Source organism: Pseudomonas sp. G11-1, assembly GCF_024031555.1.
Classification (GTDB): Bacteria; Pseudomonadota; Gammaproteobacteria; order Pseudomonadales; family Pseudomonadaceae; genus Halopseudomonas; species Halopseudomonas bauzanensis.
The window spans coordinates 161,345-187,765 of the sequence record NZ_QEYQ01000005.1; the positions used below are offsets into that span (position 1 = coordinate 161,345).

25 protein-coding genes are annotated in these 26,421 nt (G+C 61.2%); 21 read left to right on the plus strand and 4 right to left on the minus strand.

Annotated elements, in window-relative coordinates:
- Nucleotide 1: 1 nt before the first annotated feature.
- The 8 genes from DHB74_RS14655 (at nucleotide 2) to DHB74_RS14690 (ending at nucleotide 8,669) form a co-directional block, all read left to right on the plus strand.
- Nucleotides 2-1,333: a replication-associated recombination protein A gene (locus DHB74_RS14655; protein ID WP_074778617.1), complete on the plus strand. Its 1,332-nt coding sequence runs from the start codon at nucleotides 2-4 to the stop codon at nucleotides 1,331-1,333.
- Nucleotides 1,330-1,701, plus strand: coding sequence for a fluoride efflux transporter CrcB (crcB, locus tag DHB74_RS14660; RefSeq protein WP_136869472.1), 372 nt, complete (start codon nucleotides 1,330-1,332; stop codon nucleotides 1,699-1,701). The genes DHB74_RS14655 and crcB overlap by 4 nt, the downstream gene beginning before the upstream one ends.
- A gap of 38 nt (nucleotides 1,702-1,739) precedes the next feature.
- Complete coding sequence (gene serS / locus DHB74_RS14665; protein WP_499161801.1) at nucleotides 1,740-3,023, plus strand: serine--tRNA ligase; 1,284 nt, start codon at nucleotides 1,740-1,742, stop codon at nucleotides 3,021-3,023.
- 80 nt (nucleotides 3,024-3,103) lie between these two features.
- Nucleotides 3,104-4,498, plus strand: coding sequence for a siroheme synthase CysG (gene cysG, locus DHB74_RS14670; RefSeq protein WP_074778623.1), 1,395 nt, complete (start codon nucleotides 3,104-3,106; stop codon nucleotides 4,496-4,498).
- Nucleotides 4,499-4,510: 12 nt separating this feature from the next.
- Entirely contained in the window at nucleotides 4,511-5,575 is a 1,065-nt protein-coding gene (gene corA, locus DHB74_RS14675) for a magnesium/cobalt transporter CorA (RefSeq protein WP_074778625.1), read from the plus strand.
- Nucleotides 5,576-5,697: 122 nt separating this feature from the next.
- Nucleotides 5,698-7,374, plus strand: a complete 1,677-nt coding sequence (locus DHB74_RS14680; protein ID WP_499161802.1) for a carbon starvation CstA family protein — start codon at nucleotides 5,698-5,700, stop codon at nucleotides 7,372-7,374.
- Nucleotides 7,371-7,652 carry a cory-CC-star protein gene (locus tag DHB74_RS14685; protein ID WP_074778629.1) on the plus strand — a complete coding sequence of 94 codons (282 nt, stop codon included), beginning with the start codon at nucleotides 7,371-7,373 and terminating at the stop codon, nucleotides 7,650-7,652. The genes DHB74_RS14680 and DHB74_RS14685 overlap by 4 nt, the downstream gene beginning before the upstream one ends.
- Nucleotides 7,653-7,661: 9 nt before the next feature.
- Nucleotides 7,662-8,669, plus strand: coding sequence for an ArsA family ATPase (locus DHB74_RS14690; RefSeq protein WP_136869469.1), 1,008 nt, complete (start codon nucleotides 7,662-7,664; stop codon nucleotides 8,667-8,669).
- Nucleotides 8,670-8,671: 2 nt separating this feature from the next.
- On the opposite strand, the gene DHB74_RS14695 is transcribed toward DHB74_RS14690, so the two are convergent.
- The gene (locus tag DHB74_RS14695) at nucleotides 8,672-10,198 is read right to left on the minus strand and encodes a L,D-transpeptidase family protein (RefSeq protein WP_499161803.1); all 1,527 of its coding nucleotides are present in this window, start codon (nucleotides 10,196-10,198) and stop codon (nucleotides 8,672-8,674) included.
- Between the two features lie 344 nt (nucleotides 10,199-10,542).
- Between DHB74_RS14695 and DHB74_RS14700 the strand changes: the two genes are divergently transcribed.
- The 11 genes from DHB74_RS14700 (at nucleotide 10,543) to arfB (ending at nucleotide 21,068) form a co-directional block, all read left to right on the plus strand.
- Nucleotides 10,543-11,211: a murein L,D-transpeptidase catalytic domain family protein gene (locus DHB74_RS14700; protein ID WP_280165669.1), complete on the plus strand. Its 669-nt coding sequence runs from the start codon at nucleotides 10,543-10,545 to the stop codon at nucleotides 11,209-11,211.
- Nucleotides 11,212-11,617: 406 nt separating this feature from the next.
- Nucleotides 11,618-12,166, plus strand: a complete 549-nt coding sequence (locus DHB74_RS14705) for a hypothetical protein (RefSeq protein ID WP_074778633.1) — start codon at nucleotides 11,618-11,620, stop codon at nucleotides 12,164-12,166.
- The gene (locus DHB74_RS14710) at nucleotides 12,166-12,492 is read left to right on the plus strand and encodes a winged helix-turn-helix domain-containing protein (protein ID WP_136869467.1); all 327 of its coding nucleotides are present in this window, start codon (nucleotides 12,166-12,168) and stop codon (nucleotides 12,490-12,492) included. Before DHB74_RS14705 ends, DHB74_RS14710 begins: the two co-directional genes overlap by 1 nt.
- A gap of 17 nt (nucleotides 12,493-12,509) precedes the next feature.
- Nucleotides 12,510-13,397: a MotA/TolQ/ExbB proton channel family protein gene (locus DHB74_RS14715; RefSeq protein WP_499161804.1), complete on the plus strand. Its 888-nt coding sequence runs from the start codon at nucleotides 12,510-12,512 to the stop codon at nucleotides 13,395-13,397.
- 2 nt (nucleotides 13,398-13,399) lie between these two features.
- Nucleotides 13,400-13,834, plus strand: coding sequence for a TonB system transport protein ExbD (gene exbD, locus DHB74_RS14720; RefSeq protein ID WP_074778638.1), 435 nt, complete (start codon nucleotides 13,400-13,402; stop codon nucleotides 13,832-13,834).
- The gene (locus tag DHB74_RS14725) at nucleotides 13,834-14,556 is read left to right on the plus strand and encodes a TonB family protein (protein ID WP_499161805.1); all 723 of its coding nucleotides are present in this window, start codon (nucleotides 13,834-13,836) and stop codon (nucleotides 14,554-14,556) included. The genes exbD and DHB74_RS14725 overlap by 1 nt, the downstream gene beginning before the upstream one ends.
- Before the next feature lie 26 nt (nucleotides 14,557-14,582).
- Nucleotides 14,583-17,162, plus strand: a complete 2,580-nt coding sequence (locus DHB74_RS14730; protein ID WP_499161806.1) for an ankyrin repeat domain-containing protein — start codon at nucleotides 14,583-14,585, stop codon at nucleotides 17,160-17,162.
- A gap of 141 nt (nucleotides 17,163-17,303) precedes the next feature.
- Nucleotides 17,304-18,758: a phospholipase D-like domain-containing protein gene (locus DHB74_RS14735; RefSeq protein WP_499161807.1), complete on the plus strand. Its 1,455-nt coding sequence runs from the start codon at nucleotides 17,304-17,306 to the stop codon at nucleotides 18,756-18,758.
- Nucleotides 18,759-18,830: 72 nt separating this feature from the next.
- Nucleotides 18,831-19,826, plus strand: coding sequence for an Lnb N-terminal periplasmic domain-containing protein (locus DHB74_RS14740; RefSeq protein ID WP_074778643.1), 996 nt, complete (start codon nucleotides 18,831-18,833; stop codon nucleotides 19,824-19,826).
- A 76-nt stretch (nucleotides 19,827-19,902) separates the two neighbouring features.
- A complete protein-coding gene (locus DHB74_RS14745; protein ID WP_499161808.1) occupies nucleotides 19,903-20,658 on the plus strand; it encodes a glutamine amidotransferase-related protein in 756 nt (251 codons plus the stop codon).
- Nucleotides 20,655-21,068 carry an alternative ribosome rescue aminoacyl-tRNA hydrolase ArfB gene (arfB, locus tag DHB74_RS14750; protein WP_036989739.1) on the plus strand — a complete coding sequence of 138 codons (414 nt, stop codon included), beginning with the start codon at nucleotides 20,655-20,657 and terminating at the stop codon, nucleotides 21,066-21,068. Before DHB74_RS14745 ends, arfB begins: the two co-directional genes overlap by 4 nt.
- A gap of 5 nt (nucleotides 21,069-21,073) precedes the next feature.
- Here the strand turns inward: arfB and DHB74_RS14755 are convergent, their stop codons facing one another.
- Nucleotides 21,074-21,928: a PA4780 family RIO1-like protein kinase gene (locus DHB74_RS14755; protein WP_499161809.1), complete on the minus strand. Its 855-nt coding sequence runs from the start codon at nucleotides 21,926-21,928 to the stop codon at nucleotides 21,074-21,076.
- Between the two features lie 62 nt (nucleotides 21,929-21,990).
- Nucleotides 21,991-23,208, minus strand: a complete 1,218-nt coding sequence (locus DHB74_RS14760) for a serine hydrolase domain-containing protein (RefSeq protein ID WP_499161810.1) — start codon at nucleotides 23,206-23,208, stop codon at nucleotides 21,991-21,993.
- Between the two features lie 170 nt (nucleotides 23,209-23,378).
- Here DHB74_RS14760 and DHB74_RS14765 point away from each other — a divergent pair, with 170 nt between their 5' ends.
- Nucleotides 23,379-23,756, plus strand: coding sequence for a YkgJ family cysteine cluster protein (locus DHB74_RS14765; RefSeq protein ID WP_499161811.1), 378 nt, complete (start codon nucleotides 23,379-23,381; stop codon nucleotides 23,754-23,756).
- Nucleotides 23,757-23,851: 95 nt separating this feature from the next.
- On the opposite strand, the gene DHB74_RS14770 is transcribed toward DHB74_RS14765, so the two are convergent.
- A complete protein-coding gene (locus DHB74_RS14770) occupies nucleotides 23,852-25,516 on the minus strand; it encodes an electron transfer flavoprotein-ubiquinone oxidoreductase (protein ID WP_499161812.1) in 1,665 nt (554 codons plus the stop codon).
- Between the two features lie 307 nt (nucleotides 25,517-25,823).
- On the opposite strand from DHB74_RS14770, the gene DHB74_RS14775 reads away from it, so the two are divergent.
- The coding region (locus DHB74_RS14775) for an electron transfer flavoprotein subunit beta/FixA family protein (protein WP_499161813.1) at nucleotides 25,824-26,421 on the plus strand (598 nt) is incomplete at its 3' end.

A 26,421-nucleotide genomic window follows, 5' to 3' on the forward strand; every position in this document is an offset into this window, starting at 1 on the left:
CATGGATCTGTTTGCCGCCCGGACGCCGCCACATCAGCCGTTGGCGGCGCGGATGCGGCCAGCCAGCCTGGATGAGTATGCTGGCCAGCAGCACCTGCTTGGCCCAGGACGGCCGCTGCGCGTGGCGCTAGAGCAGGGCGCGCTGCATTCCATGATCTTCTGGGGGCCGCCGGGGGTGGGCAAGACCACGTTGGCCAAGCTGTTGGCTACCCTGGCGGATGCGCATTTCGTGACCATTTCCGCGGTCTTGGCCGGCGTCAAGGATATCCGCCTGGCGGTGGATCAAGCACGCCAGCATGCGGCGCAGAACGGCCGGCAGACCATCCTCTTCGTCGATGAAGTACACCGGTTCAACAAGGCTCAGCAGGACGCCTTTCTGCCCTATGTCGAAGACGGCACCCTGTTGTTCATCGGAGCCACCACCGAGAATCCGTCGTTCGAGCTGAACAACGCACTGCTGTCCCGAGCCCGGGTCTATGTGCTCAAGTCGTTGGACGAAGAAGCGCTGGATGCCTTGCTGTCACGCGCGCTGAGCGATGGGGAGCGCGGGTTGGGGCAGCATCAGTTGTCGATCAGCGCCGAGGCCAGGAGCATCCTGATCGGCGCCGCCGATGGGGACGCCCGCCGGCTGCTCAACCTGCTGGAGATCGCCGCCGATCTGGTGCCCGATGGCGGGACTATCGATGTCGAGCTGGTGGGTGACCTGCTCAATGATAACCGCCGGCGTTTCGACAAGGGCGGCGAAGCCTTCTATGACCAGATTTCCGCGCTGCACAAATCAGTGCGCGGCTCCAATCCGGACGCCTCCCTGTACTGGTATGCCCGCATGATCGATGGTGGCTGCGATCCGCTGTACATCGCCCGGCGCGTGGTGCGCATGGCCAGCGAGGATATCGGCAATGCCGATCCCCGGGCCCTGACCCTGTGTTTGCATGCCTGGGATGTCCAGGAGCGCCTCGGCAGCCCGGAAGGCGAGCTCGCCATTGCCCAGGCTATTGTCTACCTGGCCTGTGCGCCGAAGAGCAATGCGGTGTACATGGGCTACAAGAAAGCCATGCAGGATGTCGCCGGCCAGTCGTCGCTGGAGCCGCCGCTGCATCTGCGTAACGCACCAACCAAGTTGATGAAGGAGCTGGGCTACAGTCAGGGCTACCGCTATGCCCATGACGAGCCCGAAGCCTACGCTGCCGGGGAAGACTACTTCCCCGAGGAGCTTGAGCCGCGCAGCTACTACCAGCCGGTCAGCCGTGGGCTGGAGTTGAAGATCGGCCAGAAACTGGAGTATCTGCGCTCGCTGGACGCCGCCAGCCCGAACAAGCGCCGACGACCATGATACAGAGCCTGCTGGCGATCGCTCTGGGTGGGGCGCTGGGCGCGATGGCTCGCTTTGGCCTGGGGCAGGGTGTCGCAACCCTGTGGCCAGGGGCCTTCCCATTGGGTACATTGCTCATCAACCTGCTGGGATGCCTGGCGATAGGTGTATTATATGGCGCGTGGCTGAACCGCCCGGAGCTGTCCCCGCTGCTGCAACAGGGACTGATGATCGGTTTCCTGGGTGCCTTTACCACTTTTTCCACCTTCTCCCTGGACGCCTGGCGTCTGCTGGAGACAGGCCAGAGCCTGCTGGCTCTGGGATATGTCCTGCTCAGTGTGTGCCTTTGTCTGATTGCCACCTGGGCCGGCCTGATGCTGACCCGCTAGTCGTCAGGCTGTAACCTGCAACCATAAGATGATGCCCGATGCTTGATCCAAAACTGGTCCGTAGCCAACCCCAACTGATCGCCGAACGCCTTGCCACCCGCGGTTACGAGCTGGACGTCAGTCTGCTCGAGTCGCTGGAAGCCCGCCGCAAGGCCGTTCAGACCCATACCGAGAACCTGCAGGCCGAGCGCAACAGCCGCTCCAAATCCATCGGTCAGGCCAAAGCGCGTGGGGAGGATATCCAGCCGCTGCTGGCTGACGTGGACCGCATGGGCGATGAACTGAATGCGGCCAAGCAGGAGCTGGACGGCATTCAGGCAGAACTCGATGCCATCATGCTTGCCATCCCCAACCTGCCGGATGCCAGTGTGCCGGTGGGCTTGAGCGAGGATGACAACGTTGAAGTGCGCCAGTGGGGCACCCCGCGCCAGTTCGATTTCGAGGCCAAGGACCACGTCGCCATTGGCGAGCTGTATGGCTACCTGGATTTCGAAACTGCCGCCAAGCTGTCCGGCGCGCGCTTTGCGCTGATGCGCGGGCCGATTGCCCGGCTGCACCGTGCTCTGGCCCAGTTCATGCTGGACCTGCATGTCAACGAACACGGCTATGAAGAGGTCTATACCCCTTACCTGGTGCAGGCCGAAGCGCTGCAGGGCACCGGCCAGCTGCCCAAATTCGAGGAAGATCTGTTCAAGGTGCCGCGCGGTGAAGATCAGCGTGACCTGTATCTGATCCCCACCGCGGAGGTCTCGCTGACCAATATCGTCAGCCAGAGCATTCTCGATGCAGCCAGCCTGCCACTGAAGATGACTGCGCATACGCCGTGCTTTCGCAGTGAAGCTGGCTCAGCCGGCCGCGATACCCGTGGCATGATCCGCCAGCACCAGTTCGACAAGGTTGAGATGGTGCAGATCGTGCGCCCGGATGATTCCGAACGTGCTCTGGAGGAACTCACTGGCCACGCCGAAGACGTGCTGCAGCGCCTCGGCCTGCCATATCGCGCCCTGGCTCTGTGCACCGGTGATATGGGCTTTGGCGCGGTGAAGACCTACGATCTGGAAGTGTGGGTTCCCAGCCAGAACAAATACCGGGAAATTTCTTCCTGCTCCAGCTGTGGCGACTTCCAGGCGCGGCGCATGCAGGCGCGCTGGCGCAACCCGGAAACCGGTAAACCGGAGCTGGTTCATACCCTCAACGGCTCTGGCCTGGCGGTGGGCCGCACCCTGGTAGCGGTGCTGGAGAATTATCAGCAGGCCGATGGCAGTGTGACCGTACCCGAGGTGCTGCGCAGCTATATGGGCGGGCTCGAGCGCATCGGCTGAGTGCGGAAGCGCTTGTGTGGGAACGGCGCTGGCCGTAATTCAACGAGAGTCTCGCGTGTCGCTATCGAGAGAGGGTAAATATGGATTTTCTACCACTGTTTCATAATCTGCGTGGGCGCTTGGTATTGGTCGTTGGCGGTGGTGACATCGCCCTGCGCAAGGCGCGCCTGTTGACCGACGCCGGTGCCCGGCTGCGCGTGGTGGCGCCGGATATCACCCCTCCGCTGCACGAACTGCTGGAGCAGCATGAAGGGGAAGGGTTGCTACAGGGTTACCAAGCGGCGCAGCTGGATGGTGTGCAGCTGGTGATCGCCGCCACGGACGATGAGACGCTCAATGCCCAGGTCTCCCGCGATGCCCAGGCGCGCAACCTGCCGGTCAATGCGGTGGATGCACCGGAGCATTGCACTGTCATCTTTCCTGCCATCGTCGATCGTTCCCCCTTGATGATCGCCATCTCCAGTGGCGGTCATGCGCCGGTGTTGGCACGCCTGACCCGCGCCCGTATCGAAACCCTGTTTCCCCATACCTGGGGCCGCCTGGCGCAGCTCGCCCAACGTTTCAGGGATAAGGTCAAGGCCGCTTTTCCTGGTATCAACCAACGCCGGGTATTCTGGGAAGACGCTTTCCAGGGCGATATCGCCGAGCGGGTATTCGCCGGTCGCGATGCCGAAGCCGAACAGTTGTTGATCGCACGTCTGCAGGAGCAGAAGGGCCAATCCTACCGAGGCGAGGTCTATCTGGTCGGCGCTGGCCCGGGTGATCCGGATCTGCTGACCTTCCGCGCACTGCGTCTGATGCAGCAGGCCGATGTGGTGCTGCATGATCGGCTGGTGCCGGATACCATCATCGATCTGTGCCGGCGTGACGCGGACCGTATCTATGTGGGCAAGGCCCGCGCCAACCATGCGGTACCCCAGGAGCAGATCAATCAGCTACTGGTGCGCCTGGCGAAGGAGGGCAAGCGGGTGTTGCGGCTCAAAGGTGGCGACCCCTTCATCTTCGGCCGGGGCGGGGAGGAGATCGAGGAGCTGGCCGCCAACGGCATTCCCTTTCAGGTGGTACCGGGTATCACCGCAGCCAACGGCTGTTCCGCCTATGCCGGTATACCGCTGACCCACCGCGACCACGCCCAATCGGTACGCTTTGTCACCGGCCACCTCAAGGACGGCAGCACCAATCTGCCCTGGCAGGAACTGGTGGTGCCGGGCCAGACGGTGGTGTTCTACATGGGGCTGGTTGGGCTGCCGGTGATCTGCGAGCAATTGATCCAGCATGGCCGGGCGCCAACCACGCCCATCGCGCTGATCCAGCAGGGCACCACGTCCAGCCAGATGGTGCTGACCGGTACACTGGCCAGTATGCCGGCATTGGTCGAGCAGACTGAAATCAAGCCGCCGACCCTGCTGATCGTGGGTGAGGTGGTGAGTCTGCGCGACAAGCTGAAATGGTTCGACACGCCAGAACAAGGCTGATCCGGAGGGCATATGGCACGCAAGTTGGTAGTCAGGCGCGGGGCCAAGGTCGGAGCACCGCCCGGGACACTGGTGCATATCGGCAAGCACAAGCCGGACAGCGCGGCCATCCGCCTGATCGGTTATACCCCTGACGAGCTGTCCGAATCGGTCATCGAGGATATGGATAGCTATGCCAGGGAGACAGACGCCGAGCGCATCCTGTGGCTCAATGTCGATGGTGTCAGCGACGCAGCAGTAGTGGAAAAGCTCGGGGCGCTGTTCGAACTGCATCCGTTGGTGATGGAAGACATCCTCAATACCGACCAGCGGCCCAAGGTGGAAGACTATCAGGGCTATCTCTATATCGTGCTGCGCATGCTGCAGTTCGACCAGGGGCGGCAGCAGATTCATTCCGAGCAGCTGAGCCTGGTGCTGGGACCGAATTTCGTTCTGTCATTCCAGGAGCGCCCGGGCGATGTGTTCGAGGGAGTGCGCGAACGGCTGCGGGCCGGCCGGCGTATCCGTTTCATGCGCACCGATTATCTCGCCTACGCGCTGCTGGATGCGGTGGTGGATCATTATTTCGAAATGCTGGAATACATCGGCGAGCAGGTCGAGGCACTGGAAGACCAGTTGATCGACGCACCCGGCCCCGACACGCTGGCGCGCATCCATCACTACAAGCGGGAGATGCTGTTGTTGCGCAAGTCGATCTGGCCATTGCGCGAAGTGCTCAGCCGGTTGAGCAGGGACGAAAGCACGCTGATTTCCGAAGAAACCCGGCTCTACCTGCGTGATGTATATGACCATGCCATCCATGTGATGGACAGCATCGACACCATTCGCGAGCTACTGGTCAGCATGCTCGATCTGTATCTATCCAGCATCAGCAAGCGCATGAACGAAATCATGAAGGTGCTGACTATCTTCGCCACGTTGTTCATGCCGCTGACCTTCATTGTCGGCGTCTACGGGATGAATTTCGATGTAATGCCGGAGTTACGCTGGCGCTGGGGCTATCCAGCGGTGATGGCCCTCATGCTGGTGATCGTCGTCGGTCTGCTGGTATTCTTTCGTCGGCGACGCTGGATCTGACCCGGAACCGCTGCGCCAGGCCGTTTCCATGGGCAATTCGAGGTTGCACCTGATATGCAGCTTCGCTTCTAATCATGGGCTATATTGCATGGCGATAAACAAATAAAAACAAGGAGCATGGGATGAGCGCAGTATTGGTATTGGCGGCAGGATTGATCCTGATGGCATTGGGATATTTCGTCTATTCCAAATTCATCGCCGAGAAGATATTCCGTCTGGACCCGGACTTTCGTACGCCTGCCCATGAGTTGGAAGACGGCGTCGATTTCGTCCCCACCAACAAATACGTTCTCTGGGGTCACCATTTCACCTCGGTTGCCGGGGCCGCGCCTATTGTGGGGCCGGCCATCGCGGTCATCTGGGGTTGGGCGCCGGCGTTTCTCTGGGTGGTCTTTGGTACCATCTTCTTCGCTGGCGTGCACGATGCCGGGGCCATCTGGGCGAGTGTCCGCAACAAGGCCCGCTCCGTCGGATCGCTGACCGGTGATGTGGTCGGCAAGCGGGCACGCAGCATATTCATGATCGTCATCTTCCTGTTGCTGCTGATGGTTAACGCGGTATTCGCCGTGGTGATCGCCAATCTGATGATGGCTTTCCCATCGGCGGTCGTGCCGGTGTGGGGTGCGATCATCGTGGCGCTGGTTATCGGACAACTGATCTATCGGCGCAAGATTGGTCTGATCACGGTATCGGTCGTCGGCGTGGCGGCCTTGTATGGTCTGATTCTGCTCGGGCCGTCAGTGCCGGTTCAGATGCCAGCTGAGGTCGCTGGCATGTCTGGTAACGCCGTCTGGATCCTGCTGCTGTTCCTCTATGCCGGTGTCGCCTCGGTATTGCCGGTGTGGATGCTGCTGCAACCCCGCGACTACATTAACGGCCTGCAACTGTTCGTCGGGCTGCTGATCCTGTATGCCGCTATCGTGCTGCTCAACCCGAGCATGATCGCGCCGATGTTCAACGACAACGTGCCGGCCGGTACGCCATCCATTCTTCCGCTGCTGTTTGTGACCATTGCCTGTGGTGCCATCTCCGGCTTCCACGGTCTGGTTTCGTCAGGCACTACCTCCAAGCAGCTTAACCGCGAGACCGATGCTCGTTTCGTTGGTTATTTCGGTGCGGTGGGCGAGGGTATGCTGGCCCTGGCGGCGATTCTGGTGGCTTCGGCCGGATTTGCCTCGCTGGCAGACTGGGAGGCCATGTATTCCGCGTTCGGCCAGGGTGGGGTGACGGCATTCGTGCAGGGCGGCGCCTATATCATCTCCAACGCCATGGGGGTATCCGATGTGCTGGCGGCCACCATGCTGACAGTGATGGCTGCGCTGTTCGCCGGCACTACCATGGATACTGGCCTGCGCCTGCAGCGCTACATATTCCAGGAGTGGGGTGATATCTACAATATCGAGTGGATGAAGAAGGGGCTGCCGGCGACCATCCTGGCGATTGCTTCCTGCCTGTTGCTGGCCTTTGGCGCCGGTGGCGCAGATGGCTCCGGCGGCATGCTGATCTGGCCCCTGTTCGGCACCACCAACCAGTTACTGGCGGGCCTGACGCTGTTAGTCATCACCGTGATGCTGGTCCACCTGCGTCGACCGATCAGGTATACCCTGGTGCCCCTGTGCTTCGTGTTGGTAATGACGGTCATCGCGCTGGTGCTCCAAGTGCGGACTTTCTACGAGCAAGGCAACTACTTCCTGCTGGTCCTGGACCTGGTGGTGCTGGTTGCGTCGATCCTGGTCGCCATGGAATGCGCCTCGGCGCTCAAGCGCCACCGCGCCATTGCGGCGCAGGAACAGCCGTGACCGGAGGGCGAGAGCCGAAGCAGCGGGGCTGGCTTGACCAGGCCCGTTTCTTCCTGGAAGAGGCCTACAGCAGCCGCTATCGTGGCGCGATTGCCCGGGCCCGGCGCGATGAGGATGACCTCTTCATGCTGCTGGTCTTTGCCGAGATGATGGGTGTGCCGAACCCGGCCGCCTATTACACACTGGAGCTGCAGCCGTTCTTGCTGGAGCGTTTCCACGACTGGCATCGGCGCATGGGCATGGAACATTCGCCGCTGGATCACTTTCGTTGCTGTTGAGAGAACCCCATGTTTGATCTGTTGAGCCGCAAGCTGGTCTGGGTCGGCGGCAAGGGCGGCGTGGGCAAGACCACGGTGTCGGCTGCGTTGGCGATCCTCGCCGCAGAGCGCGGTCAGCGTTGCCTGGTGGTGTCCACCGACCCGGCCCATAGTCTCGGGGACGTCTTCGCCCGTGAGCTGGACGACCAGCCGCGACGTATACTGCCGAATCTGGACGCCATGGAGATCGATCCGGATGCCGAGGTCGACAGCCACCTCAAGCGGGTAATGGAGCAGATGAAGGGCTTTGCCGCCCCGGAAATGCTCGGCGAACTCAAGCGGCAGATGCAGCTGACGCGACAATCCCCGGGCACTCAGGAAGCGGCTTTGCTGGAGCGCATTGCCCGGCTGATCAATGATCCGGCCAGTGCATATGACCTGATCATTTTTGATACCGCGCCCATCGGTCATACGCTGCGCCTTTTGTCATTGCCGGAAGCCATGGCCGCCTGGACTGATGGCTTGCTGTCGCATAATCGCAAGTCCGCCGAGCTGGGCAAGGTGTTGCAGCATCTGACACCCAAAGCAGGGCGCGACATCGCCACGCCCTTTGACGATCCGGAGCATGACTCGCTGAGCACCGTGGACCGGCGATCACGGGATGTTGCCAAAACCCTGATGGACCGTCGTCGGCTGTTTCATCAGGCGCGGCGCAAGCTGGAAGATCCTGCGATCAGTGGTTTTCTGTTCGTGATGACGCCCGAGCGGCTGCCGATTCTGGAAACCGTACGGGCCGTGGCAACTCTCGCGGAAGTGGGCATTCCCGTGGTTGCGACACTGGTCAACCGGGTCATTCCCGAGCAGGCCGATGGCGACTTCCTGCGCCGCCGTCGCGAGCAGGAAGCCGTGTATCTGCAACGGATCGATACCGAACTGAGCCAACTGCCCCGTCCGCGCTTGCCCTGGCTGGAAACCGATGTGCAGGGGTTGGAAATACTGCAATCGATCGCCCAGCGGCTGGCGGCGCTGGGCTTCTGAATTCAGTCCTCCTGGAGAGCCGCGTTCAGGGCTTTCGCCAATGCCTCATCCATGTCGTAGGGGTCAGGCAGATAGCGCAGGCTGCCGTCCTCCATCACCTGCACCGTCCAGTAGCCGAGGATCACCTGCGGGCCATTCCTGACCCGGATCTCATGGGTTTTTCCGGTGGCTTGGAGTTTGCGGATGCGTTCTCGCTCGCTTGCGTCCAGGTTATCGAATAGATAATCCGCCAGTTCCGTTGCCTGCTCCACCCGCACACAGCCGGAGCTGACATTCCGCGCAGCCCGTTCGAACAGCGACCGGCTGGGCGTATCGTGGAGGAATACGGCAAAGGGATTTTCGAAGCGGAACACCATGGCCCCGAGCGGGTTCTCTGGCCCCGGTGGTTGACGCAACAGCACACCTTGGGGGTTGTACCAGTCGATATCCGCCGGATTCAACCGGTTACCCTGGTAATCCAGCACCTGCAGATTGCGCTCGGCAAAGTAGGCCGGATTGCTGCGGATCTGTGGCAGTTTATCCTTGCGGAAAATGGTTGGCGGAATGGTCCAGCTGGGATTGAGGGTAACCCGGTTGATGCGCGATACCATAAGCGGAGTAGCTCGGTCGGCTGTGCCCGATTGCACCCGGGATGCCCAGCGGACATCGTTGCCCTGGAATATGACCGCGGTGCTGCCAGCCGAATTGACCAGCAACACATGCTCATCCCTCCTGGCCTCCAGCCAGCGCAGACGTTCCAGGTTGATGAGTAGCTGCAGCCGACGTTCTTGCGGGGTGACGTTCAGCGCCGCCACCGTCTGCCGACCGACAATGCCGTCGCTTTGCAAACCATGGGCAACCTGGAATGCCCGGACTGCTTGTTGCAGTTGACTATCATAGCTCAGCGGCTGAGCGCGTACCGGCTCGGCAACAGAGGTGATCGGGTCGGTGAGCGGGCCGGCAGAAGGGTCTTCCCATGGCAGAAAACCTTCCAGCATGAGCCGCTGGGCCAGCTGGGGCAGGCGCTGATCGGTCGCTCCCGGCTTGATCGACGGGCCCTCGGGGAAGGCAGTGAAGACCATCGGTTCGCGGTCCATCTGTCGGTAGGCGCGGCGTAATTCCACGTATTGGGGCAGAGTGGGGCGCGCACGGTCGAATGCCCGGGACATGTCTGCTAGTCCATAGCGGGCCAGCTCGGCAACGGTCGACCGCATGGGTGGCGGATAATCCTTCGGATGCCACATGGGTTCATGGTCTTCGGGGTCCAGACGGCCGCGGCTCAGGTGCTCCAATGCTTGCAGATAAGTGCCGGTCACCCGCAGTTCTGCGCAGACATCTTCGGGCGGGTCGGCAAAGGCAAGAGCATATTCCCGCGGCTCCAGCCCGTCAGTGGCCAGCTCGAGCAACTCCTCCTGCAGGCTCTGCAAACGTTCTTCCTGTTGCCAGATGGAAATGTAGCCATTGACCTCGTAGAGCTGCTCCAGGGCTTCGTCGATCGGCATACTGCGTAGTTCCGGCAGCCCTTCACACCGCTGGGCGGTGCCTTGCATCAAGCTCTCCTGGATGGGCGTCAATGCAACCTTGACGGTGAATTCTGCCTTGGCGGGTACTGCGGCCCAGCAAAGGCAACTGACGAATAGCACTGTACATTTTTTGAGCAACAGGTAATCTCCCAACGACATTTTGGGGGCGCATCTGTTCATCCGGCCTGTTCTGCAGTATAGGCAAAGCCACGCAGACTGTTTGATAAGCAGCCGGAGAGCGACCTGTTTTCTTTATTTTTTGTTGGCTCGACCCTTTTGAGCCGAGGGGTAATTCGATGTTCGATCGTCTACGCTGCGTTGGCGTATTGACTGCTGCCTATCTCGCATTTGTAGCCGGCCCGGCGGCCGCCATGGAGACCGCCATCACCCATCCACCCACCCAATCCTACCCGCAGAGCCACTTGGCCAGCACCCTGGCCAGCCAGGCCCCTGATCTCAATCCGCAGGTACTGCTGACCGCCGTGTCGGCGATGCAATGTGCGGTCAATAGTGGCGCCGAGCCGGCCGAGCGTCTTGCCGTAATCGACTTCTCCCTGCCATCCAGCGATCAGCGCTTGTGGATCTTCGATCTGCAGACCAGGACGTTGGTGCTGCAGGATCTGGTCGCCCACGGCCAGGGCTCGGGTGATAACCTGGCGAGCAACTTCTCCAATATCGAGGGCAGCCATCAGTCGAGTATCGGCCTGTTCCGCACCCAGGAAAGCTACTTCGGCAAGCACGGCTATTCCCTGCGCATGGATGGCCTGGAGCCGGGCATCAATGATCTGGCCCGACAGCGGGCGATCGTTATTCATCCCGCCGATTATGTTGATCCCAGTTGGATCGAGCGCCATGGCCGTATCGGTCGTAGCCATGGTTGCCCGGCGGTACGCCCGGAAGTGGCGGGCATGGTGGTGGATAGTCTGAAGGGCGGCCAGTTCATGTTTTCCTGGTATCCGGATGATCATTGGCTGGCCACCTCGTCGTTCATCAATTGCCCGGTCTCCGAGGGCAGCAACATGATGGTGTCGACCCGCTGAACCGCCCCGCAGGCCGGCAGCGGCGTGATGCTGGTTGCCGGTTTGTAATCAAATTGCAGCCCCTTTTCCATAGCAACGCACATTCGGTACTTGGTGCGTTGCCCTCCATGAAGATATCCACCCGCTTGATGCTGGCCGGATGGGCTGGCGCTTGACCGCAGCAGCGAGGCGGTAGGGCGCCGTCGCCGGCGAATCCGGTCTGGGGCAAATGCACAACCCCTTCGGCGCGTCCGTACTCATGAGCTAGCAGCCCCTGCAGGTCGGTGACACCACCGTCTGGCTCACGAAATAGCGCCTAATTGTGAACTGGATCACAATACTTCCTTAGGTCATGGCGAGACAGTTATTGATTCTGCTCGCTCTGTGGCATAGAGTACTTTACAAAATAACAACAAAGAGATCCGGTATGACCACTACCGTTGAAGAGGCCGCCCAGGCGCTGCGTGAAATTGATTTGATCCGGCATCGCGCCGCCGGCTTCCAGGATTATCAGGCCGAATCCGGACAGCTGCTGCTATGGGGGCTGGCCTATGTCGTCGGATTTGCTCTCACCGCCTGCTTCCGCGATTACCTGATCCCAATCTGGGTAGTGGTCGTTCTCGTCACCATAGGCGTCGGCACCTGGATGGCCAGCCGTACCGGTGCCGACGGAGCCCGCGTCGCCTGGCGTTATCTGGCCGTCATCGGGACCTTTCTGCTGTTCTGCCTTGCCCTCAATATCGTCTTCTGGCCCCTCACACCCGAGCAGGGCGCCATGCTCGCGCCCATGTTGCTGGCGGCCCTTTACATTCTGCGTGGCATTCAGCTGCGGCCGCGCTATATGGTCATCGGCTTGCTACTCGGCACCCTGTGCCTGGGCGGCTATATCCTGTTACTCCCGGTGTTCTGGCCCTGGATGACGCTCGCCTGCGGCGGCACCCTGATCGTCTCCGGCCTCTGGCTCAGGGCGTTGTGATGCAGACACCTGATGAAATCATTCACCAGCCGGTCCGGCTGAAAGTCATGGCCGCGCTGAACACGCTGGATGCGGGGAAGTGGCTCGAGTTCGTGGCATTGCGCGCCATTGTCGAGGCTACCGATGGCAACCTCGGCGCGCATCTCACCACGCTGGAGAATGCGGGCTACGTGCTGGTCAAGAAGGATTTTGCCGGCCGCAAGCCCCGCACCCGGGTATGCCTCAGCGCCCAGGGCCGTACTGCCTTCAGCCGTTATGTCATGGCGCTGCAGGCCATTCTCGCTCCCCTGAATCCGGATGCCTCCGGCTTCGACGACAACCAATAACAACAAACGAGGTTCATATGGAAATCAATAAACTTCGATCGCGGGCGGGTAGCTGGCAGGCAAGGCTGCGGCTGATGAGTCTATTGACGCTACTGGGTCTAGCTGGCTTGACCGGCGGTCTGGCATTGGCCCAGGCACCCGCCGCTCCCGCCAGCCCAGCGGTACAACAATCCGGCGATAGTGTCGCTCCCGCGGAGATCGTTGCCGCCGAGCCCTTCGCGGCGACCGCTGTTGAGCGCTTTGGTGTGCGCGAGATGTTCGTTCAGGCCGACCTGGTCGTGAAGTCGGTCATGATATTTCTGGTGTTCTGTTCGCTGCTGACCTGGGCGATTCTGTTCGAGAAGCTCTGGGCCTTCTCTGCCGCCAGACGACGTAACCGGGCATTCATTAACGCCTTCCGCCACGGGGATACCGCCCAACTGACCGAGCAGGCCAGCGGCAGTGCGGTCGGTCGCATCTGGCAGGCAGCACAGGCTGAGCTGAAGCATTTCGATCATCACCGGGGCAGCAACGTCACGGCTGATCAGATTAATCGCTTGCTGCAACGCATGTCGCTGAGCGCGAGCGTGGTGCAGGAAGGGGACCTGTCCCGGCTCGGCGCCATGATGGGCGTGCTGGCGACCATCGGGGCGACGGCGCCTTTCATTGGTCTGTTCGGTACGGTCTGGGGGGTTCTCAACAGTTTTGCCGGTATCGCCACCATGAAGACCGCGAGCCTGGCGGTGGTCGCGCCAGGAATTGCCGAGGCGCTATTGGCAACGGCACTGGGCCTGTTCGCGGCCATACCGGCAGTGATGATCTTCAACAAGTTCGCCCGCGACATCAACGGCTTCGTTGGCACGCTGGACAGCTTCTGCGCCGAGTTGCTGGCCACGGTGTCCCGGCAGATGGATGAGGCTCGCTGATCATGGCCATCCATCTTGATTCCGGACCGACGGTGAAACGCCACAGCTACCAGCAGAACGCCGAGATGAACATCACCCCGTTTGTCGATGTGATGCTGGTGCTGCTGATCATCTTCATGGTGGCGGCGCCGCTGGCTACCGTGGATGTGCCGGTGGATCTGCCCAGCAATGCCGCAGCGCCGAATGTGCCGCCGACTGATCCCGTCTATATCAGCGTGCAGGCCGATGGTCGTCTGTTCGTGCAGGAACGGTTGGTGGCGTTCGAAGAGCTGAGCGCTGCGACCCATGGTGCAACGGGGCAACGGCTGGATACCCGGTTATTCCTGCGCGGCGACCAGGCAGTGGATTACGGCACCCTGATGCGGGTAATGAACCAGTTGCAGAAATCCGGCTACCCGCGCATCAGCCTGGTGGCCATGGAAGAGCTGGTGCCCTGATGCAAGCTCACCGCGGAAACCCGCAGCGGGCCTGGCCGATACGCTTGCTGGTAATCGTGCTATCCATTGGGCTGCATGCGGCCCTGGTGGTCTGGTTGATGGACAGCCGATTCAGTCATCCGATAGTGCAGCAGTCGCAGGTAGTTGCTATCGAGCTGGTATCGCCGGTAGAGCCCGAACCGGCCCCCGAGCCCGAGCCCGAACCAGAGCCAGAGCCAGAGCCAATAGCTGAGCCGGAACCAGCACCCCAACCTCAGCCCCAGGCTGTAGCGCGAGAACCGGCGCCGGCACGGCCGGCAACCCCGCAGCGCAGCGGGCCGCCAGTGCATTCCTTCGGCGATAACCAGGACTGGGCAGCGCCGGCCCCCACGCCCATGGAAAGCCAAGTTGCGGCCCGAGGGCGGCCGGTGCCCTCCGGCTATGCCGATACGGTCAAGGGCCGGGTCACCGCACGTCTCCAGCGTCCGGAAGGATCGGTATACAAGCCGCCGCCGGGGTACAAGGGCGATCCCAATGACTTTAAGCGCCAATGTTATATCCCCTATGAAATTACCGTCGACGCCAGTGGCCGGATGTTGAGTTACGAAATTGATCGCTGTGGTGATGAGTTGCTCGACGCTGCGGCCGAGCAGGCCGTCCGCGGCGCGGGGCCGTTTCCGCCGCCGCCCAATCAGGGAGCCGAGAAATATGTCATCTATGGCACCGCCATCTTCATCAAATGACACCGTTGCAGGGAAGGACTGAGAATATGCCGGTAACAACACGTTTTTCTTGCACCCTGATTGCCGCAGCGTTGCTGGGAGGCTGTGCCGCCCCAGTGCCGCCGAAGCCACCCATCGATACCACTCCCAAGGCCCGCCCGGCAGTGCAGCAGACCCGAGCCAGCTTTGCTTGTACTGGGGCCTTGCCAGCAGTGCATCGGCAGATCTGTGCTGATGATGCACTGGCCCAGCTGGACAAGGCGTTGGTCCAGAAGCAGCACCGGCTGCAACATGAGCTGGACCCGGTAGGCAGCCTGCTGCTGGCGGCAAATCATCGACAATGGCTGCTGAGCCGAGGCGAGCAATGCGCGGTTACAATGGATACCGAGCCCAACGAGCAACTGCGCCATTGTCTTACCGGGTTGTACCAGCAGCGGCGCCGCGCATTGGATAGCTGGCCGCCGGCCAGGCCCACTGCCGGTAATGACCCCCATGCCCTGGCCAGCTACGCCGAATACCGTCTGGTGGATAATCGAGACGCCGGCGTGTGCGAGCAGACCGGCGCCGAGCTGAACCGGGATCTGCGCCGCCATGGCCTGCCGTCACCGGCGCGCCTGGATGGCGTAACGCTGATCGCCGGCAGTCACGCTCAGGTGCCGCAGGCGAGTGTCGACGGGCGCCAGGTCAGGGTCGAGCTCTACAACGCCGGGCTCTACGCCGGCTACCAGACCCGCGCCCGCGGTCTCAGCGTGGATGGCCAGCCGCTGCTGGACGATGCGACTCTGCCGTTCTGGATCGCCGAGCAGCCCAACTACGGAGGGCGTGCCCATGCGGCCTCATCGCAGACCGGTGATTACGGGACCATCGATGTATTTCGCCGGGGTGGGCAGGCCTACGTGCTGGTCAACGAAACCTGGGGCTTCTATTCGCCGGCGGCGCGGGGTGAATCGGCCTACGCCGGGTTGTATCGGCTCGATGGCGCCAACCTGCAACCGCTGTGCCTGTACCAGACCTATCTTACGCCGCCGCGGACCAACACCCTGGCCGGGTTGGCAGCCTATTCCAGGCTGGAAGCCGAGCTCAATGACATCGCTGGCGATCCATTACCGGCCATGGCTCAGCATGAGCGCCGCGACGCCTTTCAGGCCTGGAAGGAAGCGCAGTGGACGCTGCTGAATCTGCCATTGCTGGGAACCGACGCCCTGCAGCGATACGGGCGTGAGGCGGCGCTGCATCAGCGCCAGGACCAGGCGCTGGATGCGTTGTTCGACTGGTCCGAGCGCAACCTGACCAACAAGCAGATCTACCGGCGGGTGATGCCGATGATGCAGCCGGCTTGGCAGGAGCTGCAGCAGATGTTCCTCGGCCAAGGGCTGAACGAGGCGCAGGCGCGCATCGCAGCGGATCTGCTGCTGCATGAAACCCTGGCCCGCGCCATGGAGAACCTCGCGCCACCGGCCCAGCCGGTGGCGCTGCCGCTGGCTGCCCATGCAAGCTATAACCCGCGCTACGCCGTGGCCCCCGCTCCGGGCGATCTTGAGCGCGGGCGCCAGTTTGCCATGCTGCACAGCGTGCTGCTGAACAATGCACCGGCGCCAGTGGTGCGGGATTTCATCACCTATGAATCGAATACCCTCGGCCCACGCCGTGGTCTCGGGCCCGACGACTCGCCGGCGGTAATGGCGGCGGTTCTGCGCCCGGACAATCTGCAGTTGTTGCTCAATGCCGGTTTCGACGCCGATCAACGCAACCGCTGGGGCAAGACCGCGCTCATGAGCGCCGCTGAGCACAACCAAGCCGACAGCGTGCGACTGTTGCTGGACCATGGCGCCAATGTGCATGGTCAAACCCAGTTGCGCCCGACCATGGGTGTCGGCGGCCCGGAGCGGCGCGAGGCCGGGCAGGGCCGGCAGACCGCTCTGCTGCTGGCAGCCGCTAGAGCGAATCGGACGGTTATCGAGCAATTGACCGCCGCCGGTGCGACGACCCTGGCGTGGGATGGTTACGATCGGCAGGTGTGTCAGGCGATGCAGAGCAACGACACCTTGGACACCACCGAACGGGACCGCCTTCGCGATAGCCTTTGCGGCAGCTACGCGGCATTGCCAGCCGCTGAGCGGCAGCCGGTTGATGTACGCCAGGGCGATGTCCTGCAACATCAAGTCGACGGGGTGGAATACCGCATCAGCCTCAAATCACGGCCTGCCATGAGTTTGTTTGGCCGCTCGCTGGACCTCAGGCCTGACGAGCTCGATCGGCAATTACCTCCACTGGCGCTGAAAATCGGTACCGCGGCCGTGCGCCGCGGCGGCATGGAGCTCACCGGCCCGCTGACGCTGCAATTGCCCGACCTGGCAGGCAGCTCCGCAAGTTCGCTGGCCATGCATGTGGGGTTCCCGGTAGCGGCCAAAGGTGGTCATGTGGCGGGATACAGCCTTTCCCAACAGCCAGCGGCCAAGGTACTCAGTGTGCTCTTCGATAGCGAACGCGATGACGCTGCCGGCACCTGGCGTGCGCTGCTGAGTGCGGCCCAGCTACAGAATCTGAAGCCGACCAACCAGGCTTACATCCTCCTGCACACCCGCGGCGGCCGCGCCATAGAGTATCAGTTGATGGTTACGGATTAACGCTCCACGCCGGCTCGCTGCTAGACTGCCATTGTCAGCATGCGAGCAAGGCGGGGCAGGGTGAAGACAGGTTTCCGGACATTATTGATCTTGATAATCGTGACGCTGGTGGGCTGCGCCAGCTCCTTGCCGGAACGCCATTTGCCTCCGAGCGTCGCGGTCAAACCCGATTACGGCTCCGAAATCGGCCGCTACGTCCGTGACCATCAGCCTGAGAATAGCGCCGGGCTGTCCGGTTTCACGCTGGTGCAAACCGGCACCGACGCGCTGGCGGCACGACTGGCGATGATCGACGGGGCCGAGCGGAGCCTGGATCTGCAGTACTACATCTACCGCGGCGATGTGACCGGCGGACTGATCGCCGAGCGTCTGCTCAGCGCCGCTGACCGCGGCGTGCGGGTGCGCCTGCTGCTTGATGATATCGGCAGCGGCCTGCGTGACTTCGACGTCGCCACGCTCAACCATCACCCCAATATCGAAGTCAGGCTGTTCAATCCCGTGACCCTGCGCGGGCGTGTGCTGAAATATTTCAGCAAGATTGGCGAATTCGGCCGCATCAACTACCGCATGCACAACAAGCTGATGGTGGTGGATAGCCAGATGTTCATTACCGGTGGACGTAATATCGGTGATGAGTACTTCTCCCTCAGCGCCATGGATTTCCAGGATATCGATATCCTGGGCATGGGCCGCATCACTCGGGACGTGACGCGCAGTTTCGATGACTACTGGAACGCCAACGAGTCGGTGCCAGTGGAAAGCATGTTCCGCCGCCCCGGCAAAGACGCCAGCCTCAAGCTGCGCAAACAGCTCGAGGCGTTGCGTGAGCGGCACGACGGGGGCGCCTATCTGCAGGCGGTGGCCGAGTCGCCCTTTCACCGGGCGCTGCATGATGACCGCATCGTCTGGCATTGGGGTGAGGCGCAATGGCTGTCGGACCCGCCCACCAAGGCCGACCCCCAGCACGACACCAATCAGGTGCCAATACTGGCACGCAAGCTGATCGGCCATGCCCGGGACAGTGAAGAAGAGCTGTTGTTGATGTCCGCCTATTTCATTCCGGGCTCCCGAGGAGAGGTTTTCCTGATCGATATGGTAGAGCACGGTGTGGATGTGCGCGTGCTGACCAATTCGCTCGCCACCACCGATGTGCTCGCGGTGCACAGTGCCTATGCCCGCTATCGCAAGCCGCTGCTCAAGGGCGGTGTGCGAGTCTGGGAGCTCCAGCGCCAGTCCACCCAGCAAGAACGGACCAGCACCTTCCTCGGCGAATCCCAGGCCAGTTTGCATGCCAAGGCCTTCGTCTTTGATCGGGATAAGGTGTTCGTCGGCTCGGTCAATCTCGATCCGCGCTCCATCGTCCTGAATACCGAGGCGGGCGTGCTGGTGCATCAGGCCGACTTGGCGCAAGCGCTGGCTGGCCTGTTTCGCCACTGGACCTCCGGTGAATTCGCCTTTGAGCTGAAACTCGACGATAACGATCAACTGCGCTGGGAGTCCTCTGAACAAAGCTGGGATCGGGAACCCCATGCCAGCCGCTTCCGCCGCACCGCGGCCTGGTTCCTCGGCTGGCTGCCGATCGAGGGGCAGCTCTAGGTAGGAGGCTGCCCCTGTACCTGCTTCCCGCGTTTGACGTAGGATGAGCGAAATTTTCCTTGCAGGCCTCGCATGTTTCGGATCGTTCTGCTGTCGCTGGTCACTTTTCTGATGATTCTCAGTAGCCTGTGGGCAGTGCTGGCACTGTGGTTTCAGGCACCGGGTGGTGGGGCGGGGCGCTATGGGTTTCCGCTGTTGTGGCTGCTTGGTCTGGTCGCGCTGCTGTACTGGTTCTGGCTGGGAGGTAGCTGGTGGCAAAGCCTGTTGGTGTACATCGCCCTGTTCGCCCTGCTGGTTGTCTGGTGGGGGACAATCAAGCCGAGCAATCAACGGGACTGGGCTGATGACCTGGCCCACATCACCACGGGCACCGTCGATGGCCGACAGGTCAGGCTGGATAATGTGCGTAATTTCCATTGGCGCAGTCAGCAGGACTACGACATCGGTTGGGAAAGCCGCGTATATGATCTGTCCCGCCTGCGCTCGGTGGACATGTTCACCTCCAATTGGGGGCTGGCGGCCATCTCCCATGTCCTGGTGTCATTTGGCTTCAGCGACGGCGAGCATGTGGCGTTCTCGGTGGAGATTCGCCGGGAGAGGCATGAAAGGTTTTCCGAGCTGGGTGGTTTCTTCAAGCAATTCGAATTGAGCATCATCGCCGCCGATGAGCGCGATATTGTGCGGGTGCGCAGCAATGTGCGTCACGAGGAGCTTGAGCTGTATCGCATCAATCTGGGCCCGGCTGATGCGCGCGAGCTGTTTCGCTCTTTCGTAGTGCAGGCCAACCAGCTCGCTGAGCAGCCGCGTTTCTACCATACGGTGACCGGCAACTGCACCACCATCGTGTATTCGATGATGAAGAAGATCGTCGATGGCCTGCCGCTGGACCACCGGCTATTGCTGACTGGCTATCTACCGGCCTATGTTCATGAGGTAGGTGGCATGGTCCCTGGGCTGTCACTGGCGGAGCTGCAGCGCCGCGGTCGGATTACCCAGCAGGCTCGGGAGGCGGATACGGCTCCCGATTTCTCGGCGCTGATTCGCCGTGGTGTGCCGGGCTGGGAGTAGACGGCACGGCCATTGCATCGCCTCCCGCCTGGGGGCAATGGGGCTCCGTAGCCAGATCCATTCGATGAGGTGAAATGTGAAGATCGGTATTTTGCAATGTGATGATGTGAAGCAAAGCCTGCAGACGCGATACGGCAATTATCCGCAGATGTTCGCCACTCTATTGCAAGAGCTGTTGCCCGACTGCGAATTGCCGGTGTACCGGGTGCTGGATGGGCAATTGCCCGCTGGCGCAGACGAATGCGATGCCTGGCTGATCACCGGTAGTAAGTTCGGGGTGAATGATGGCCTGCCCTGGATTGAGGCGCTGTGCGAATTCGTACGCACCCTTTGGGAGCAGAAAATCCCCCTGGTCGGCATCTGCTTCGGCCACCAACTGATGGCCCGGGCGCTTGGCGGCACGGTTCGGCAGTCGGAAAAGGGCTGGGGGGTGGGCATGTCGTTCAACCAGGTGCTCGAGCGCAAGCCGTGGATGGAGCCCTTCCAGACTCATCTGGACCTGCTGGTCAGTCATCAGGATCAGGTGGTGATCCTGCCGCCGCAGGCCGAGGTACTGGCCAGCAGCGAGTTCTGTCCATACTACTTGATCCAGTACGGCGACAGCTTTCTCAGCGTGCAGGGACATCCCGAGTTCTGCAAAGGCTATTGCCGGGATCTGATGCAGCTGCGTGAGCGGACATTGCCGCCGGCGCGCTTGCGAGCCGGCCTGGCGTCGCTGAGTGCCGAGCCGGACAGCCTGCTGATGATGCGCTGGATCGTGCGTTTTCTGCACGACGCCAGCAGCGCGGCAAGCCAGCCCCAATGCCGTGACGCAGCGGGTGTGGCCGGATGATCCAGTTGTCACCAACCGTCGCGCTGGACGAGAACGAGCTGGAGCTAACCGCCATCCGCGCCCAGGGCGCCGGCGGCCAGAACGTCAACAAGGTTTCCAGCGCGATCCATCTGCGCTTTGATATTCAGGCATCGAGCCTGCCGGATTTCTACAAGGAACGGCTGCTGCAGTTCAAGGATCAGCGCATCAGCAAGGAAGGGATCGTGGTGATCAAGGCGCAGCAGCATCGCACCCAGGAAAAGAACCGGGACGATGCCATTGCGCGCTTGGTGCAGATGATTCAGGAAGCCACCGTGGTGGAAAAGCCGCGACGCCCGACCAGGGCCACCAAGAGCTCGCAGAAGCGGCGTATGGACAGCAAGACCCAGCGCGGCAAGATCAAGGCGCTGCGTGGCCGGGTCGATGACTGATCCCCTTATTCCTGATCGGCGTCCATGATGCGCTGGATGCGCTCTTCTTCCTCGGCCATGGCCGCCTTGATCTCGGCAACCACCGAGTCGACATCCGCGGTCTCGTCGCTTTCATCGAACTGCCCGGTGAGCGGTGTGTCCGGCGTCAGCTTGCCTTCTTCATAGAGCGCCCACATTTCCTTGGCGTAGCGCGTACTCAATAGCTCGGGGGCGTACTGGCCATAGTAGAGCGACATGTTGGTGACATCCCGCTGCAGCATGGAGAAGGCATTATTGTTGGCTGCGGCATCCACTGCCTGGGGCAGATCGATGATGACCGGGCCGTACTCGTCGACCAGCACGTTGAACTCCGACAGGTCACCATGCACCAGACCTTCGCAGAGCATGCGCTTGACGAACTCCATGACCAGGGCGTGATCCTCCAGAGCCTGCTCGGCGGACATGGAAACATCGTTCAGACGCGGGGCTACCATACCCTCTTCGTCGGTCACGAGCTCCATCAGCAGTACGCCGTCAAAACAGCCGTAGGGTTTGGGCACCCGCACGCCAGCTGCGGCAAGCCGGTACAGCGCATCCACTTCGGCGTTCTGCCAGATGCTTTCCTGCTGCTCCCGACCGAACCTGGAGCCTTTCTCCATCGCCCGCGCGCGCCGGGAGTTGCGCACCTTGCGGCCTTCCTGATACAGCGCGGCCTGCTTGAAGCTGCGCTTGTCTGCTTCCTTGTACACCTTGGCGCAGCGGATCGCATCGCCGCAGCGCACGACATAGACTGCAGCTTCCTTGCCGCTCATCAATGGGCGGATGACTTCGTCGACAAGGCCATCGTCGACCAGGGGTTGAATTCTCGGGGGTATTTTCATTGCGCCGTTATACCCTTATCCGGCGTTTTTATCAGCCCCCCGGTAGGCTTTCCAGTGAAAAATCAATCAACCAGGGCGGCGTTGACCAGTGCCCGCAGCTCCTGACGGATCATGTAACTGGAGGAGGGGATCAGTTGGGTCATGAAAATCACGATCAGATCCTCCACCGGATCGATGAAGAAGGTGGTGCCGGCCATGCCGCCCCAACCGTATTCCCCCGGCGAGCCGATGGTCTGGGATTTGGCTATATCGGTTTTCACGGCGAAGCCCAGCCCGAAACCGGAGCCGTCATAGGGCGTCTCGCTGAAGCCGCCGGTGGAGACGGAGGGCAGGTCGGTATTGTTCGGCAGGTGGTTGAGGCGCATGAACTCCAGCGTCTTGCGTCCGATAATGCGTGCGCCGTCCAGCTCGCCGCCGTTGGCCAGGGCCTGGGCGAAGCGGTAGTAATCGCCGAGAGTAGAGATCAGCCCGCCGCCGCCTGAAAGATAGCCATGGCGCCGGGTGAAGTGCGAGCTTTGTGGGTTGTCCTGCAGGCTGAAGGTATCGCCATCCTGGTACTGATAGCAGGCCGCAAAACGTGCCAGCTTGTCCTCAGGCACGGTGAAAAAGGTGTCCTGCATGCCCAGAGGTCGGAAAACATGGGCTGCAAAATAATCATCCAGAGGTTTGCCGGACAATACCTGGACCAGGTAGCCGCACACATCCGTTGCCAGCGAGTAGTTCCAGGCGCTGCCCGGGGAGAACTCCAGGGGCAGCCGGGACAGCTCATCGATCAGACCCTCCAGGGTCAGGCCGGAGTGGCCATCCAGCCTGAGTTCACGGTAGGCAGCATCCACATTGGTGCGGCAGGAAAAGCCATAGCTCAGTCCGGACTGGTGGGTCAGAAGATCGCGAATCGTCATCGGCCGTGCTGGCGGCGTGGTGATGAACTGCGGATGGACTCCAGACTTGTACACCTGCAGATTGCGCCAGGACGGGATGTACTTGTGCACCGGATCGTCGAGCAAAAAACGCCCCTGCTCATACAGCTGCATCAGCGCGATAGAGGTGATCGGCTTGGTCATCGAATAGATGCGATACAGCGTGTCGCTGTTGGCGGGCAGAGCCCGCTCGACATCCATCAGCCCCTGGGTCTGCTGCCACACCACCTGGCCATGGCGGGCCACCAGCGTCGCCGCGCAAGGCAGTTTGCCGGGCGCAAGGTAATTGTTTTCCAGATGCTCGGCAATGCGGTTCAGTCGGTTCAGGTCCATACCGGCAACAATGGGGGAATCGGCCATCGGGTTCTCCAGGCTAGCGGCGAAACAGGCCCTCGATAGTAACGTGAATGTAGCGGGGCAGGGCAAGGGGCTGCCCCGGCAGGCAATATTTTTTTCTTCCGCCTACTTGTGAAGAACCGGGTAACAGGCGTAAAAATCTCTTCCGAAAAACGAACGAGGATTGCCATGCGATGAGCGAATTTTCACCCTGCCTGGACTGCGGTGCCTGTTGCTCCACCTTCCGAGTGTCCTTCTATTGGGGCGAGGCCGATAGCGCGCCCGGCGGGCTGGTGCCTGAGCGATTGACCGAAAAGGTCACCCCCCACCTGAGCTGCATGCAAGGGACCAACCAGCCGTCACCTCGTTGCGTGGCGCTGATGGGCGAAGTAGGGGATGCGGTCCGCTGCAGCATCTATGAAAAGCGCTCCAGCACCTGTCGCGAGTTTCCTTATCATGGTGAGAATGGCCTGGACAGCCCGGACTGCCAGCGGGCCCGGGCCCTGCATGGATTGCCACCGCTGCCGTCTAATCCACGCGGGCCGGGGCTGATACCGATCGTGGCGGCCTGAAAGGCAGAGCAAGACTGGACAAGTACAAAAAAGCCCCGACAAATCACTTTGCCGGGGCTTTTTGCTGCGCCTGGATCAGGCACAGTCAGCGAACCTTACATGTTAGGGTAATTCGGTCCGCCAGTGCCTTCCGGAGCCACCCAGTTGATGTTCTGGGCCGGGTCCTTGATGTCACAGGTCTTGCAGTGTACGCAGTTCTGGGCGTTGATCTGGAAGCGCTTGCTGCCATCATCATTGCTCACCACCTCGTACACACCGGCCGGGCAGTAACGCTGCGCGGGCTCGTCGTACAACGGCAGGTTCTGCTCGATCGGAATGCTCGGGTCCTTCAACTGCAGGTGGACCGGCTGGTCTTCCTCATGGTTGGTATTGGACAGGAACACCGACGACAGCTTGTCGAAGCTGATCACGCCATCGGGCTTCGGATAGGCGATCTTCGGCGCTTCGGAGGCCTTCTTCAGCTGCGCATGATCCGGCTTGTTATCGTGCAGGGTGACCGGGATCTTGCCGCCGAACCAGTTCTGGTCGACATAGTTGAACGCACCGCCGAGCAGGGCGCCGAACTTGTGGATGGCGGGACCGAAGTTACGCGAGCGGAACAGCTCGTCATACAGCCAGCTGGTCTTGAAGCTGTCCACATAATTGGTCAGCTCGTCGCCGCCTTCGCGGCCGGCCTTCAATGCTTCGACTACTGCGTCAGCCGCGAGCATGCCGGATTTCATGGCCGTGTGGCTGCCTTTGATCTTGGCGAAGTTCAGCGTGCCCAGATCGCAACCGATCAGTGCGCCACCGGGGAAGACCATCTTCGGCAGGGAGTTCAGACCACCCTTGCAGATCGCGCGGGCACCATAGGAAACGCGCTTGCCGCCTTCCAGGTACTGCTTGATCACCGGATGATGCTTGTAACGCTGGAACTCATCGAACGGCGACAGGTGCGGGTTGCTGTAGGAAAGATCGATGATCAGGCCCACGACAATCTGGTTGTTCTCGATGTGGTAAAGGAAAGAACCACCGGTATTCTCGTTGCCGGTGATATCCAGCGGCCAACCGGCGGTGTGAACCACCAGGCCATGCTCGTGCTTGGCCGGATCGATATCCCAGATTTCCTTGATGCCAATGCCGTAGTGCTGGGCGTCGGCGTCGGAGGCGAGGTCGTAACGCTTGATCAGCTGCTTGCCGATATGGCCACGGCAACCTTCGGCGAACAGGGTGTACTTGGCGCGCAGCTCCATCCCGGGGGTATAGAAGCCGTCCTTCGGGTTGCCTTCACGGTCGACACCCAGGTCGCCGGTCAGGATACCGCGAACCACACCGTTCTCGTCGATCAGCGCTTCCTGGGCAGCGAAGCCCGGATACACCTCAACGCCCAGATTCTCGGCCTGCTGGGCCAGCCAGCGGCACAGATTGCCCAGGGAGATGATGTAGTTGCCTTCGTTGTGCATGGTTTTCGGCACGAAGAGGCCAGGCAGCTTGGTGGACTTCTCTTCGCTGGTCAGCATATAGATGTCGTCACGCTTGACCGGCGTATTCAGCGGAGCGCCAAGCTCTTTCCAGTCGGGAAACAGCTCTTCCAGGGCGCGGGGCTCGAACACCGCACCGGATAGAATGTGGGCGCCCACTTCAGAGCCTTTTTCCACGACACAGACGCTGATCTCCTGATCGGCGTCAGCTGCTTGCTGTTTGATGCGACAGGCGGCAGACAGACCGGCAGGGCCCGCTCCCACGATGACGACATCGAACTCCATGAATTCGCGTTCCACTATTTTTATCTCCTAACTCATCGGCCGAATCGAAAATCGCTTTATCTTGAGATCTTCCGTGAATACATAGCGGCGCATTATATCAATCACGCTTCTTCACACCAGTGTAAAGATGTAAAGCTGCCGTTTTTTCAATACTACTTTTGCTGTATGGCTATTGACCCGCCATCGGACCCTCGGCATGATAAGGGGCTTTACGAAACACTCTCTTTAGTCCTTTTGTGACTATAAGCCATGAAGAAGTCACTTTTCAAGACAGGCTTCGCCTGCAGTTACGCGGCAACTACGCGACAAGAACGAGGTAACCATGAAGGTACTAGTAGCGGTTAAGCGGGTCGTTGACTACAACGTCAAGGTTCGCGTCAAGGCGGACAACAGCGGTGTTGATCTGGCCAACGTCAAGATGTCCATGAACCCCTTCTGCGAAATCGCCGTGGAAGAAGCGGTACGCCTGAAGGAAAAAGGCGTGGCGACCGAAATCGTCGCCGTCACCGTCGGCCCGACTGCTGCTCAGGAGCAGCTGCGTACTGCCCTGGCACTGGGCGCCGACCGCGCCATCCTGGTCGAGTCCGCTGACGAACTGAACTCCCTGGCTATCGCCAAGCTGCTCAAGGCCGTCGTCGACAAGGAGCAGCCGCAGCTGGTCATCCTCGGCAAGCAAGCCATCGATTCCGACAACAACCAGACCGGCCAGATGCTGGCTGCGCTGTCCGGTTACGCCCAGGGCACCTTCGCCTCGGCCGTGAATGTCGACGGTGAGCGCGTCAAGGTCACCCGTGAAATCGACGGCGGTCTGCAGACCGTTGACCTGAAACTGCCGGCCATCGTCACCACCGACCTGCGCCTGAACGAGCCGCGCTACGCTTCGCTGCCGAACATCATGAAGGCCAAGAAGAAGCCGCTGG

Coding starts and splice junctions, on each gene's coding strand:
- cysG (WP_074778623.1), top strand. CDS start 3,104: ATGGATTTTCTACCACTGTTTCATAATCTGCGTGGGCGCTTGGTATTG.
- serS (WP_499161801.1), top strand. CDS start 1,740: ATGCTTGATCCAAAACTGGTCCGTAGCCAACCCCAACTGATCGCCGAA.
- DHB74_RS14755 (WP_499161809.1), bottom strand. CDS start 21,928: ATGAAAATACCCCCGAGAATTCAACCCCTGGTCGACGATGGCCTTGTC.
- DHB74_RS14655 (WP_074778617.1), top strand. CDS start 2: ATGGATCTGTTTGCCGCCCGGACGCCGCCACATCAGCCGTTGGCGGCG.
- DHB74_RS14710 (WP_136869467.1), top strand. CDS start 12,166: ATGCAGACACCTGATGAAATCATTCACCAGCCGGTCCGGCTGAAAGTC.
- DHB74_RS14765 (WP_499161811.1), top strand. CDS start 23,379: ATGAGCGAATTTTCACCCTGCCTGGACTGCGGTGCCTGTTGCTCCACC.
- exbD (WP_074778638.1), top strand. CDS start 13,400: ATGGCCATCCATCTTGATTCCGGACCGACGGTGAAACGCCACAGCTAC.
- DHB74_RS14730 (WP_499161806.1), top strand. CDS start 14,583: ATGCCGGTAACAACACGTTTTTCTTGCACCCTGATTGCCGCAGCGTTG.
- crcB (WP_136869472.1), top strand. CDS start 1,330: ATGATACAGAGCCTGCTGGCGATCGCTCTGGGTGGGGCGCTGGGCGCG.
- arfB (WP_036989739.1), top strand. CDS start 20,655: ATGATCCAGTTGTCACCAACCGTCGCGCTGGACGAGAACGAGCTGGAG.
- DHB74_RS14760 (WP_499161810.1), bottom strand. CDS start 23,208: ATGGCCGATTCCCCCATTGTTGCCGGTATGGACCTGAACCGACTGAAC.
- DHB74_RS14690 (WP_136869469.1), top strand. CDS start 7,662: ATGTTTGATCTGTTGAGCCGCAAGCTGGTCTGGGTCGGCGGCAAGGGC.
- DHB74_RS14700 (WP_280165669.1), top strand. CDS start 10,543: ATGGAGACCGCCATCACCCATCCACCCACCCAATCCTACCCGCAGAGC.
- DHB74_RS14705 (WP_074778633.1), top strand. CDS start 11,618: ATGACCACTACCGTTGAAGAGGCCGCCCAGGCGCTGCGTGAAATTGAT.
- DHB74_RS14680 (WP_499161802.1), top strand. CDS start 5,698: ATGAGCGCAGTATTGGTATTGGCGGCAGGATTGATCCTGATGGCATTG.
- DHB74_RS14715 (WP_499161804.1), top strand. CDS start 12,510: ATGGAAATCAATAAACTTCGATCGCGGGCGGGTAGCTGGCAGGCAAGG.
- DHB74_RS14725 (WP_499161805.1), top strand. CDS start 13,834: ATGCAAGCTCACCGCGGAAACCCGCAGCGGGCCTGGCCGATACGCTTG.
- DHB74_RS14695 (WP_499161803.1), bottom strand. CDS start 10,198: ATGCAAGGCACCGCCCAGCGGTGTGAAGGGCTGCCGGAACTACGCAGT.
- corA (WP_074778625.1), top strand. CDS start 4,511: ATGGCACGCAAGTTGGTAGTCAGGCGCGGGGCCAAGGTCGGAGCACCG.
- DHB74_RS14740 (WP_074778643.1), top strand. CDS start 18,831: ATGTTTCGGATCGTTCTGCTGTCGCTGGTCACTTTTCTGATGATTCTC.